The 12528-nt window shown below is 69.0% G+C and carries 9 protein-coding genes; all 9 read right to left on the bottom strand.

What is annotated here, in order from left to right:
- Nucleotides 1-59 precede the first annotated feature (59 nt).
- A complete protein-coding gene (rodA, locus tag O1Q96_RS07990) occupies nucleotides 60-1259 on the bottom strand; it encodes a rod shape-determining protein RodA (protein WP_217459021.1) in 1200 nt (399 codons plus the stop codon).
- Entirely contained in the window at nucleotides 1256-3511 is a 2256-nt protein-coding gene (gene mrdA, locus O1Q96_RS07985) for a penicillin-binding protein 2 (protein WP_269247487.1), read from the bottom strand. The genes rodA and mrdA overlap by 4 nt, the downstream gene beginning before the upstream one ends.
- A gap of 105 nt (nucleotides 3512-3616) precedes the next feature.
- Nucleotides 3617-4288 (bottom strand): rod shape-determining protein MreD, encoded by a 672-nt coding sequence (gene mreD, locus O1Q96_RS07980; RefSeq protein WP_269247486.1) that lies wholly within the window; start codon nucleotides 4286-4288, stop codon nucleotides 3617-3619.
- Between the two features lie 14 nt (nucleotides 4289-4302).
- Complete coding sequence (gene mreC / locus O1Q96_RS07975) at nucleotides 4303-5256, bottom strand: rod shape-determining protein MreC (protein WP_269247485.1); 954 nt, start codon at nucleotides 5254-5256, stop codon at nucleotides 4303-4305.
- 171 nt (nucleotides 5257-5427) lie between these two features.
- Complete coding sequence (locus O1Q96_RS07970) at nucleotides 5428-6447, bottom strand: rod shape-determining protein (protein ID WP_266827414.1); 1020 nt, start codon at nucleotides 6445-6447, stop codon at nucleotides 5428-5430.
- A gap of 747 nt (nucleotides 6448-7194) precedes the next feature.
- Nucleotides 7195-7608 carry a nucleoside-diphosphate kinase gene (gene ndk / locus O1Q96_RS07965; RefSeq protein ID WP_217459025.1) on the bottom strand — a complete coding sequence of 138 codons (414 nt, stop codon included), beginning with the start codon at nucleotides 7606-7608 and terminating at the stop codon, nucleotides 7195-7197.
- 126 nt (nucleotides 7609-7734) lie between these two features.
- Complete coding sequence (locus tag O1Q96_RS07960) at nucleotides 7735-8088, bottom strand: DUF4233 domain-containing protein (protein ID WP_269247484.1); 354 nt, start codon at nucleotides 8086-8088, stop codon at nucleotides 7735-7737.
- Nucleotides 8089-8091: 3 nt separating this feature from the next.
- Nucleotides 8092-9615 (bottom strand): bifunctional tetrahydrofolate synthase/dihydrofolate synthase, encoded by a 1524-nt coding sequence (gene folC / locus O1Q96_RS07955; protein WP_269247483.1) that lies wholly within the window; start codon nucleotides 9613-9615, stop codon nucleotides 8092-8094.
- Between the two features lie 198 nt (nucleotides 9616-9813).
- The gene (locus O1Q96_RS07950; RefSeq protein WP_269247482.1) at nucleotides 9814-12444 is read right to left on the bottom strand and encodes a valine--tRNA ligase; all 2631 of its coding nucleotides are present in this window, start codon (nucleotides 12442-12444) and stop codon (nucleotides 9814-9816) included.
- Nucleotides 12445-12528: the final 84 nt, after the last annotated feature.

The following is a 12528-nucleotide window of genomic DNA, read 5'->3' as shown; positions in this document are numbered from 1 at the left end:
CACGGACAACCGGCACGCGGAAGAACCACCGCACCCCGGCGCTCAGCCCGGCGGAGCGCTCACGCCGACATCGGCCGCTGCACCCTGATCGACTGCAGCAGCCCGACCGCCACCCAGACCGCGAACATCGACGAACCTCCGTACGAGACGAAGGGCAGTGGCAGGCCCGCGACCGGCATGATGCCGAGGGTCATTCCGACGTTCTCGAAGGACTGGAAGGCGAACCAGGCGATGATCCCGGCGGCGACGATCGTGCCGTACAGCTCGGTCGTCTCGCGGGCGATGCGGCAGGCCCGCCACAGGACGACGCCCAGCAGGACCAGGATGAGCCCGGCGCCGACGAAGCCGAGTTCCTCGCCCGCGACCGTGAAGACGAAGTCGGTCTGCTGCTCGGGCACGAACTGGCCGGTGGTCTGCGAGCCCTTGCCGAGCCCCGTGCCGAACAGGCCTCCGGAGCCGATCGCGATCCGCGCCTGGTTGGTGTTGTAGCCGACGCCCGCCGGGTCCAGCTCGGGGTTGGCGAAGGCGGCGAAGCGGTTGATCTGGTACTCGTCGAGGATCTTGAGCTGCCAGACCGCGATGGCCCCGAGCGCACCGGCGCCGATCAGGCCGAAGATCCAGCGGTTGGAGGCACCGGAGGCGAGCAGCACACCGAGCACGATGATGACCATGACCATGACCGAACCGAGGTCGGGCATGAGCAGGACGATCAGTATCGGTACGACCGCCAGGCCGAGCGCCTGGAGGACCGTGCGGTGGTCGGGGTGCGGCTTGTCGCCGGCGTCGACCCGGGCCGCGAGCAGCATCGCCATGCCCAGGATGATCGTGATCTTCACGAACTCGGAGGGCTGGAGCGAGAAGCCGCCGCCGATGACGATCCACGCGTGCGCGCCGTTGATGGTCGCGCCGAGCGGGGTCAGCACCAGCAGGACCAGGAAGACGGAGAGCCCGTACAGGATCGGCACGGCCGTGCGCAGGGTGCGGTGGCCGAGCCAGACCGTGCCGATCATCAGGGCGAAGCCGATGCCCGTGTTGAGCAGGTGCCGGAACAGGAAGTAGTACGGATCGCCCTGGTTGAGCTCGGTGCGGTTGCGGGTCGCCGAGTAGACGAGAGCCGCGCCGATCAGGGAGAGCGCGATGGCCGAGAACAGTATCGGCCAGTCGAGTCTGCGGGCCAGCGAGTCACGGGCGAACAGCCGTGTCCAGCCGGCTCGTTCGGGTCCGTATCCGGAGACGGAGAAGCCGTTCGCGCCGGTCATGCGCTGGCCCTCCGCCTCTTCTTCGGGCGGGCCGAGCGCCTGCGGGTGTCGCGGTTGTTGCCGGTGCCCGGATCGCGCACCGTGGCGGCCGGGTCGTCGCCCGCCGGCAGCTGCTGCCCCTCCTCGGTGGCCTGCTCGTCCTTCTTCGGCGGGTACGCCTCGGCCTTCGGGGAGTCGATCGACCCGTCCTTCTCGATCTTCGGCAGGTCCTTCTGCGGCGTGTAGAGCAGGGCCTTCTTCTTGTCGATCGCGCCGTCCTCGGACACCCCGTACAACGCGTTGTAGATCTTGCGCACGGCGGGGCCCGAGGCGCCGGAACCCGTACCACCCTGGGAGATGGTCATGACGACCGTGTAGTCCTTGGTGTAGGTGGCGAACCAAGAGGTCGTCTGCTTGCCGTAGACCTCGGCCGTACCCGTCTTGGCGTGCATCGGGATCTCGTCCTGCGGCCAGCCGCCGAACCTCCAGGCGGCCGTACCGCGGGTCGCGACTCCCGCGAGGGCACCGTCTATCTCGTCGCGGGTCTTCTGCGACATCGGCAGCTTGCCGTGCGACTTCGGCTTGATCTCCTGGACGGTCCTGCCGTCCGGGCTGATGATCGCCTTGCCGACGGTCGGGTCGTAGAGGGTGCCGCCGTTGGAGATCGCCCCGTAGATCGTCGCCATCTGGATCGGCGTGACGAGCGTGTCGCCCTGTCCGATCGAGTAGTTCACGGAGTCACCGGCGCGCATCCTGTTGCCCTCGAGGCAGTTCTCGTACGCGATCTGCTGGGCGTACGAGCCGCCCTTCTTGCCGTACTTGCACCAGGCGTCCTTGTTGGCCTTCCAGTAGTCCTGCTTCCACTTGCGGTCGGGGACGCGGCCGGTGACCTCGTTCGGCAGGTCGATGCCGGTCTCCTTGCCGAGGCCGAACTGGTGGGCCGTCTTGTAGAACCAGTCCTTGGCGTTCTTGTTCGGCTTGATGCCGCCGTCCCGCTTCCACTCCTGGTGGGACAGGCTGTAGAAGACGGTGTCGCAGGAGACCTCCAGCGCGCGGCCGAGGCTGATCGGGCCGTACCCCTTGGACTCGAAGTTCTTGAAGACCTGGCCGCCGATGGAGTACGAACTGGCGCACTGGTAGGGGCCGTTGAAGGAGTATCCGGCGTTGATCGCGGCGGCCGTCGGGACGACCTTGAAGATCGAGCCGGGAGCCGACTGGCCCTGGATCGCGCGGTTCAGGAGCGGGTAGTTGGAGTCCTTGCCGGTGAGCCGCGCGTAGTCCTTGCCGGAGATCCCGCCGACCCAGGCGTTCGGGTCGTACGACGGGTTGGACGCCATCGACACGACCCGGCCGGTCTTGTTCTCCATGACGACGACGGCACCGGAGTCGGCCTTGTAGTTCTCGCCGGTGTTCCTGTCGTGCACGTCGCGGGCGGCCTTCATCGCCTCGTTCAGCTCGTACTCGGCGACGCGCTGGACGCGGGAGTCGATGCTGGTGACGACGTTCGCGCCGGGCTCGGCCCTGTCGCTCTTGGCCTGGCCGATGACCCGGCCGAGGTTGTCGACCTCGTAGCGGGTGACGCCGGCCTTGCCGCGCAGTTCCTTGTCGTACTGGCGCTCCAGGCCGGACCGGCCGACCTGGTCGGAGCGCAGGTACGGCGAGTCGGTGTTCTCGGCCTTGGTGATCTCCTCGTCGGTGACGGGGGAGAGATAGCCGAGGACCTGAGCGGTGTTGGCCTTGCCGGGGGCGGCGTAGCGGCGGACGGCCTGCGGCTCCGCGGTGATGCCGGGGAAGTCCTCGGCGCGCTCGCGGATCTGCAGGGCCTGCTTGGGCGTGGCCTCGTCGGTGATGGGGATCGGCTGGTAGGGCGAGCCGTTCCAGCACGGCTGCGGCGTCTTCGAGTCGCACAGCCGGACCTTGTCCAGCACGTCCGCGGCCTTCATGCCGAGGACGGCGGCCAGCTTGGTGAGTACCGCGTCGCCGTCGTCCTTCATCTTCAGCAGATCGGTGCGGGACGCGGAGACCACGAGCCGGGTCTCGTTGTCGGCGATCGGCACCCCGCGGGCGTCCAGGATCGAACCGCGCACGGCGGGGCTGACGACCTGCTGGACGTGGTTGCCGGAGGCTTCCTTCGCGTACTCGTCGCCGTTGCGGATCTGGAGGTACCAGAGGCGCCCGCCGAGGGTGCCGAGGAGGGACAGGACGAGGATCTGGATGACGACGAGCCGGATCTGGACCCGCGGGGTCCGGCCGGTCTCGGGAATGTTGGTCATGGGCGCAGCCCCTTCGTTGGAAGGGTGGTGGTGGGCGACGGGTGGGCGTTGGTCACTGCTCCCCCTCCCTCGCCTCGTTCGGTGTGCTGTTGCCGGGCACCGCGATCACAGCCGCTTGACCCCCTTGATGCGTCCCGCCCGGGCCATCCGCGCCTTGGCTGCCTTCACCCTCAGTCCGCCGCGCTGACTGCCGATGCGCAGGCCCGTGCCGGAGGACAGCCAGCCCGCGGTGACGTCGGGCGCCTTGCCGGAGCCGTTGGTCTCGGCGAGTGGATCGTTCTCGGCGCGTCTGGCCAGGGCCATGATCCCGGGGACCACGAACGGGGCGAGCAGCAGGTCGTACAGGGCGGCGGTGAACAGCAGGCTGCTCAGGCCCACGTGGCGGGCGGTGGTGTCGCCGACGAGGGCGCCCACTCCCGCGTACAGGAGCGTGGAGCCGATCGCGGCGGCCACGACCACGGCCATGGGGCCCGTCGCCGACTTGAGCTGGCCGTTCTCGGGTTTGGCGAGTCCGGCGAGGTAGCCGATGACGCAGAGCACGAGGGCGTAGCGTCCGGCGGCGTGGTCGGCGGGCGGGGCCAGGTCGGCGAGCAGACCCGCACCGAAGCCGACGAGGGCGCCACCGACGTGGCCGTAGACGAGGGCGAGGCCGAGCACGGTGAGCAGCAGGAGGTCCGGTACGGCGCCCGGCAGGTGCAGACGGGCGAGGACGCTGACCTGGACCACCAGGGCGACGATCACCAGCGTCGTGGAGAGCAGCATTCGGTTGAAGCGCATGGGGAATTCAGCTCCTACTGCTCTTGCTGCTCTTGCTGCAGGCCGTCGGCGGGCACGTCGCCCGAGGGCGTGACCGTCACGGTCACGGTCGGCGTGGGCGTGGGCTTCGGTTTGGGTGGCAGCACGTCGTCCCGTGGGTCCTTGCGCGGGGCCTGGACGACGACGCCGACGATGTCGAGCTTGGTGAAGGACACGTACGGCGTGACGTAGAGCGTGCGGGTCAGGTCGCCGCCGGAGGGGTCGACGCGGTTCACCAGGCCGACGGGAACGCCGGGCACGAACGGCTTGTCCGCCTGGGAGCCGAAGGTGACGAGCCGGTCGCCCTTCTTGATCTTGGCCTTGCCGTTGAGCAGTTCCACGCGCAGCGGGCGGTCGCCCTGGCCGGAGGCGAAGCCGAGCTCGTCGGTGGACTCCATGCGCGTGCCGACGGTGAAGTCGGGGTCGTTGGCGAGCAGCACGGTGGCGGTGTTGGGCCCCACCGTGGTGACCCGCCCGACCAGCCCGTCTCCGTTGAGGACGGTCATGTCGCGCTTGATGCCGTCGTTCGCGCCGACGTCGATGGTGACGGTCCAGGAGAAGCCCTGGGCCGCTCCTATGGCGATGACCTCGGCGCCCTTGATGCCGTACTGGCCCGCGCCGGCCGTTCTGAGGATCTTGTCGAGCTGTTTGAGCCGGCTGCGGTTGCGGTCGTCGCTGCCCAGCTTCGCCTTCAACCCGGCGTTGGCACGCTCGAGTTGGGCGATGCGGTCGTGGCGGTCGCCGGAGTCCTTCACGGCCTGGATCGCGTTGCCGACGGGGTTGACCGCGGACGACACCCCGTTCTCGATCGGGCCGAAGACGGTGGCGGCGGTCCGCCGGGCACCGTCGACCGGCGAGTCCTCACCGCCGCGGATGTCCACCGTGATCAAGGCGAACGCGATGGCGATCAGCAGCACCAAGAGCAGCCGGCTCTCTCGTGTGTCCCTCACGTGCGGCGGCCGTGCCTTCCTCGTCGGAATGTCGTCTGTGACTCGTCCAGCAGGGTCCCGAAGAGCCCTGAAGGGCGGAACCCGCGGGTGTTGTGCGGAGCTTATGCCTCGATATCAACGATCCGCCGTACGAGAAGGGATCATCTCGTACGGCGGAATCGAAGAGTTACGTCATCTGCGCGGCTGGGCGTCCAGCACCTGCTGGAGCGCCTCGAACTCCTCCACGCACTTGCCGGAGCCGAGCGCCACGCTGTCCAGCGGGTCCTCGGCGATGTGGATGGGCATGCCCGTCTCACGGCGCAGCCGCTCGTCGAGGCCGCGCAGCAGGGCTCCGCCGCCGGTCAGAACGATTCCGCGGTCCATGATGTCGCCGGAGAGCTCCGGCGGGCACTTGTCGAGGGTCGTCTTCACGGCGTCGATGATCGCGTTGACCGGCTCCTCGATGGCCTTGCGTACTTCGGCCGCGGAGATGACGACGGTCTTGGGCAGCCCGGACACCAGGTCCCGGCCACGGATTTCGGTGTGTTCGTCGTTGTCGAGGTCGTACGCCGAACCGATCGTGATCTTGATCTGCTCGGCACTCCGCTCACCGAGAAGAAGCGAGTACTCCTTCTTGATGTGCTGGATGATCGCGTTGTCCAGCTCGTCGCCCGCGACGCGGATGGACTGGGCGGTGACGATGCCGCCGAGCGAGATGACCGCTACCTCCGTGGTACCGCCGCCGATGTCCACCACCATGTTGCCCGTGGCCTCGTGGACCGGCAGGCCGGAGCCGATGGCCGCGGCCATGGGCTCCTCGATGATGTGCACCTGGCGCGCCCCGGCCTGGGACGACGCTTCGATGACGGCACGACGCTCGACACCTGTGATACCGGAGGGCACACAGACGACGACGCGAGGACGGGCAAGGTAGCGCCGCTTGTGGATCTTCAGGATGAAGTAGCGGAGCATGCGCTCGGTGATCTCGAAGTCGGCGATGACGCCGTCCCTCAGCGGACGCACGGCAACGATGTTGCCAGGGGTCCGCCCGATCATCTTCTTCGCTTCCGCGCCGACGGCGAGAATTCCACCGGTGTTGGTGTTGATCGCGACGACGGACGGCTCGTTGAGTACGATCCCGCGACCCCTGACGTACACCAGCGTGTTGGCGGTCCCGAGGTCGACAGCCATGTCACGGCCGATGAACGACATTGAGTTCCCCATCAGGATTCGTCTGGCCTTCCCAAGTGGAGCTTTTGATGGCTTTTTAGGTCGGCGAGGGTGAGCGCTGTGACGTGAAGACTTCCATCGTAGTCTCGCCTGCACGAACACTGCGCGAGGGTCTTCGCCATTGTCACCAGATGACGCGCCGCCTCGCTCGTGGAGACGGGCGATCGGGGGAACGCGTTCCCTCGATCGCACCGCATATGCCAGCGGACAGCCACCATTCTGCGCAGACCGCAGGTCAGACGCCTACCTGTCCGACATGGCTTCAGAAGATTTTCGTACAGCCTAGGGGTGAGCCCCGTACGGTCGAACACCGGGCCGCGCTCAGGGCCGGCCGGGGCGGAATCGGCTCGCTCGGGGGCCCCGTGGGGCGGCCCTCAAGGGTCGGCACAGCCGCTTCATGACCGGGTCGTACGGGCGCGTCGGGCGCGGGATGACCTGCGGGGCAGCCCGGCACTAGGAGGCGCTGGGGGGAATTCGGCGCTTGTCGGCGCCGGCCCTGCCGGGCGGAGCTCGAGGACCTGCCCGGCCGAGCCCTGGCAGTGGCGCGGGGAGCGGCCCTCCGGCACAGCCCCGCGCGAGTCACTCGCCGGCGCCGTCCGGAAACGGGTCCCGGGCCGGCACACGCGTCGTCGCCATTCGGGTGATGCGCCCGGCCGACGGCGCGCCGTGGGCCGGGGCCGCTCCGATTCGCGTGAAGCGGAGAAGTCCCGGCCTGTGTCACCGCGACCGCTACGCGAGGCCCGGGAAGAAGATCTTCAGCTCGCGCTCGGCCGACTCCTCGGAGTCGGAGGCGTGGATCAGGTTCTCCCGGACGATCACGCCGAAGTCACCACGGATGGAGCCCGGGGCGGCGGCGATCGGGTCGGTCGGGCCCGCGAGTGCCCGTACGCCCTCGATGACACGCTCGCCCGTGACGACCAGCGCCACGACCGGGCCGGAGGCCATGAAGGCGACCAGCGGCTCGTAGAAGGGCTTGCCCTTGTGCTCTCCGTAGTGCTGCTCCAGCGTGTCCTGGTCCAGCGTGCGCAGCTCCAGCGCGGTGATCTGCCAGCCGGCCTTGCGCTCGATACGGCTGATGATCTCGCCGGTCAGGCCACGACGGACCGCATCGGGCTTGAGAAGGACGAGGGTGCGCTGGCTCACGGTGGTGGCTCCTTCAGGTCACAGATGTGCGGATGACGAGGCTACAGGGCGTGTCCGGGTGTGTGTTACGCAGCGTCAGGTGTATACGGGCCGACGCGGGAAGGACCGCAGTGGCGGGGGCGAGCCCTATGCCGCGTTACCCCCGGCCTCAGCCTGCGCGGCGAACCGCGCCTTCGCCTCCTCCACCTTCCGCCCGTAGTGGACCGAGGCCCACCACAGCGCGGCGAAGACGGCACCGAGGAAGAACATCACCGGCACCACGAACCCGCTCGCGATCAGCAGGATCTGCAGGGCCCAGCCGAGCTGGACGCCTCCCGGCCGCGTGATCATCCCGCACAGCAGCAGGCACAGCACCATCGTGATCCCGCACACCGTCCAGACCGTGGCCATGGACAGGTCGGGGTCCTTCATCGCCACGAGCCCGGCGAACCCGATGACGAAGAACTCACCGATCAGCGTCGAAGCACAGAGCGTACGCACGGTTCAGCCCCTCCCCAGCAGCAGCCGGGCCTCGCCGACCGTGATGACGGAACCGGTCACGAGGACACCACCGCCCGCGTACTCGGCCTCTTCCTCGGCCAGCGTGATCGCGGCCTCCAGCGCGTCGTCCAGCCGGGGCTCGACCTGCACGCGGTCCTCCCCGAACACCTCGACGGCGACAGCGGCGAGCGCGTCCGCGTCCATCGCCCGATGGCTGGAGTTCTGCGTGACCACGACCTCGGTGAAGATCGGCTCGAAGGCCTCCAGCAGCCCTCGTACGTTCTTGTCCTCGCTCGCCCCGACGATCCCGATCAACCGGCTGAAGTCGAAGACCTCACGGATCCCCTCGGCGGTCGCCCGGGCACCCGCCGGATTGTGCGCGGCGTCCAGGACGACGGTCGGCGACCGCCGCACGACCTCCAGCCTGCCCGGCGAGGCGACCGCCGCGAAGGCCTTGCGGACCGTGTCGATGTCGAGCGGCTCCGGCCGCTGCGACCCGACGCCGAAGAACGCCTCCACGGCGGCGAGCGCCACCGCCGCGTTGTGCGCCTGGTACGCCCCGTGCAGCGGGATGTACACCTCTTCGTACTCCCCGCCGAGACCGCGGAGCGTCAGCAGCTGCCCGCCGACGGCGACCTGGCGGCTCACGACGCCGAACTCGAGCCCCTCGCGGGCGACTGTGGCATCGACCTCGACGGCCTTCTTGAGCAACACCTGGGCGGCGTCGACGGGCTGCTGGGCCAGGATCACCGTCGCGTCCTGCTTGACGATCCCGGCCTTCTCCGTGGCGATCTCCCCCGGGGTCGTACCGAGCCGGTCCGTGTGGTCCAGATCGATGGGGGTCACCACGGCGACATCGCCGTCGATCACGTTCGTGGCGTCCCAGTTTCCGCCCATCCCGACCTCGACGACGGCCACGTCGACGGGCGTGTCCGCGAAGGCCGCGTACGCCATGCCCGTGAGCACCTCGAAGAAGGAGAGGCGGAACTCCTGCTGGGAGTCGACCATCTCGACGTACGGCTGGATGTCCCGGTACGTCTCCACGAACCGCTCGGCGGAGATCGCCGCCCCGTCCAGGCTGATCCGCTCGGTGATCGACTGGACGTGCGGCGAGGTGTACCGCCCGGTGCGCAGGTCGAAGGCGCTGAGCAGCGCCTCGATCATGCGGGCCGTGGACGTCTTGCCGTTCGTCCCCGTGATGTGGATCGAGGGGTACGCCCGCTGCGGCTCGCCGAGCACGTCCATGAGCGCGGCGATCCGGCTCACGGACGGCTCCAGCTTGGTCTCGCCCCACCGTGTGGCGAGCTCGGCCTCCACCTCGCGCAGCGCCTTGTCGGTCTCCGGGTTCCCCGGGCGCCCGGGGATGTCGGACTGCGGCGGCCCGCCCTGCGTGCGCAGGGTGCGGCTGCCGGCCTCGATCACGGCGAGATCGGGATCGCGCTCCGTCTCCGCCTCGACGATCTCGTCGAACGGATCCGAGGCGTCGTACGGGTCGGACTCACTGCTGTCGTGCGGGAGCTCACTCACACCCCCAGTCTACGGAGCCGCACGGACAGCCCCCTGCGGAGGGCGCGGCCCTCTCAAGGGGCGCGGGGAACCGCGCGACCAGCCCCCACCGGCCCGCACCCTCCGGAACGCACCGGCGGCAGCCCCACGCGCACCGAGGGCCCCGGAACCACCAGGTTCCGGGGCCCTCGGTGCGCGTACACACACTCGCCCGGACGGCTACGCCTCCGGCAGCGCCGCCAGCTGGGCCTGGATACGGGCGATGTCCTCGTCGGCCTTGGCGAGCCGCGTGCGGATCTTCTCCACGACCTGGTCCGGGGCCTTGGCGAGGAACGCCTCGTTGCCGAGCTTGGCGTTCGCCTGGGCCTTCTCCTTCTCGGCCGCCGCGAGGTCCTTCGCGAGGCGCTTGCGCTCGGCCGCCACGTCGATCGTGCCCGAGAGGTCGAGCGCGACCTGCGTGCCCGCGACCGGCAGGGTCGCCGTCGCCGTGAAGGCGTCACCCTCGGGCTGGAGACGCAGCAGCTGACGGATGGCCGCCTCGTGCGGGGCGAGGGCGGTCCCGTCGAGGGTCAGCCTGGCCGGGACCCGCTGGCCGGGCTGCAGCCCCTGGTCGGCACGGAAGCGGCGGACCTCCGTGATGACCTGCTGAAGCGCCTCGATCTCCCGCTCGGCGCCGCTGTCGCGGAAGCCACTGTCCTTCGGCCAGTCCGCGATCACGACCGACTCGCCACCCGTGAGGGTCGTCCAGAGCGTCTCCGTGACGAACGGGACGACCGGGTGCAGCAGCCGCAGCGTGACGTCCAGGACCTCGCCGAGGACCCGCTTTCTGACCTCCGCGGCCTGGCCGCCCGCCATGAACGTCGTCTTCGACAGCTCGACGTACCAGTCGAAGACCTCACCCCACGCGAAGTGGAACAGAGTGTCGGAGAGCTTCGCGAACTGGAAGTCGTCGTAGAAGGCGTCCACTTCGGCGACCGTCTTGTTGAGACGGGAGAGGATCCACCGGTCCGTCGCCGACATCTCGGACGGGTCGGGAAGCGGCCCCTCGACCGTCGCGCCGTTCATCAGGGCGAACCGCGTCGCGTTCCAGATCTTGTTGGCGAAGTTGCGGGACGCCTGGACCCAGTCCTCGCCGATCGGCACGTCCGTACCGGGGTTGGCGCCACGGGCCAGGGTGAAGCGGACGGCGTCGGAGCCGTACGCGTCCATCCAGTCGAGCGGGTCGACGACGTTGCCGAACGACTTCGACATCTTCTTGCCGCGCTCGTCACGGACCAGACCGGTCAGGGCGATGGTCTTGAAGGGGACCTCGCCGTCCATCGCGTACAGACCGAACATCATCATCCGGGCGACCCAGAAGAAGATGATGTCGTGGCCGGTGAGCAGGACGTCGGTCGGGTAGAACTTCTTGAGGTCCGGGGTCTGTTCGGGCCAGCCGAGCGTGGAGAACGGCCACAGGCCGGACGAGAACCACGTGTCGAGGACGTCGGTGTCCTGCCGCCATCCCTCGGCCTCCGTGCCGGGCGGCTGCTCGTCGGGGCCGACGCAGACCGTCTCGCCGTCCGGGCCGTACCAGATCGGGATCCGGTGGCCCCACCACAGCTGACGCGAGATGTTCCAGTCGTTGAGGTTGTCGACCCAGTCGAAGTACCGCTTCGACATGTCCTCGGGGTGGATCTTCACCCGGCCGTCGCGGACCGCGTCACCGGCGGCCTGCGCGAGCGGGCCGACCTTGACCCACCACTGCAGGGACTGCCGCGGCTCGATGGTGGTCCGGCAGCGCGAGCAGTGCCCGACGCTGTGGACGTACGGACGCTTCTCGGCGACGATCCGGCCCTGCGAGCGCAGCGCGCCGACGATGGCGCTGCGTGCCTCGTAGCGGTCGAGGCCCTGGAAGGGGCCGTGGACGGTGATGACCGCCCGCTCGTCCATGACGGTGATCGACTCCAGGCCGTGGCGCCGGCCGATGGCGAAGTCGTTCGGGTCGTGGGCGGGGGTGACCTTGACGGCACCCGTGCCGAACTCGGGGTCGACGTGCGTGTCCGCGACGACCGGGATGGTGCGGTCGGTCAGCGGGAGCTTGATGCGCTTGCCGATGAGGTGCCGGTAGCGCTCGTCGTCGGGGTGAACGGCGACGGCGGTGTCACCGAGCATCGTCTCGGCGCGGGTGGTGGCGACGACGAGCGTCTCGTCACCCTCGCCGTACTTGATGGAGACGAGCTCGCCGTCGTCCTCCTGGTACTCGACCTCGATGTCGGAGATGGCCGTCAGACAGCGGGGACACCAGTTGATGATGCGCTCGGCGCGGTAGATCAGCTCGTCGTCGTACAGCTTCTTGAAGATGGTCTGGACGGCCTTGGACAGCCCTTCGTCCATGGTGAACCGCTCGCGGTCCCAGTCGACGCCGTCGCCGAGGCGCCGCATCTGCCCCAGGATCTTGCCGCCGTACTCCTCCTTCCACTGCCAGACGCGCTCGACGAAGTCCTCGCGCCCGAGGTCGTGCCGCGACTTGCCCTCCTCGGCGAGCTGCTGCTCGACCTTGTTCTGCGTGGCGATACCCGCGTGGTCCATGCCGGGCAGCCACAGCGCCTCGTACCCCTGCATGCGCTTGCGCCTGGTCAGCGCGTCCATCAGCGTGTGCTGGAAGGCGTGGCCCAGGTGGAGGCTGCCGGTGACGTTCGGCGGCGGGATGACGATGGTGTACGGAGGCTTGTCGCTGTTCGCGTCGGCGGTGAAGTAACCCCGTTCGACCCAGCGCTCGTACAGCTTCCCCTCTACCTCGGCCGGCGCGTACTGGGTCGGCAGTTCGGGGGTGTTGGCTGGCGGCTGCTGCTGAGCGTTGTCGGTCACCCACTCAGTTTAGAGGTGTCACAGGCTCGCTCTGAAACTCGATTACTTGGTAACGGTGAGAGCCCCGATGCTCCGGCCGCCGGT

The sequence above is a fragment of the Streptomyces aurantiacus genome (genome assembly GCF_027107535.1).
In the GTDB taxonomy this organism is placed as follows: Bacteria; Actinomycetota; Actinomycetes; order Streptomycetales; family Streptomycetaceae; genus Streptomyces.
The sequence above is the reverse complement of the archived record's forward strand: the minus strand, read 5'-3'. Positions and strand labels throughout refer to the sequence as shown.

Excerpts from the sequence above, each read along its gene's own strand:
- O1Q96_RS07970 (WP_266827414.1), bottom strand. The coding sequence starts at position 6,447 with ATGTCGTTCATCGGCCGTGACATGGCTGTCGACCTCGGGACCGCCAAC.
- mreD (WP_269247486.1), bottom strand. The coding sequence starts at position 4,288 with ATGCGCTTCAACCGAATGCTGCTCTCCACGACGCTGGTGATCGTCGCC.
- rodA (WP_217459021.1), bottom strand. The coding sequence starts at position 1,259 with ATGACCGGCGCGAACGGCTTCTCCGTCTCCGGATACGGACCCGAACGA.
- mrdA (WP_269247487.1), bottom strand. The coding sequence starts at position 3,511 with ATGACCAACATTCCCGAGACCGGCCGGACCCCGCGGGTCCAGATCCGG.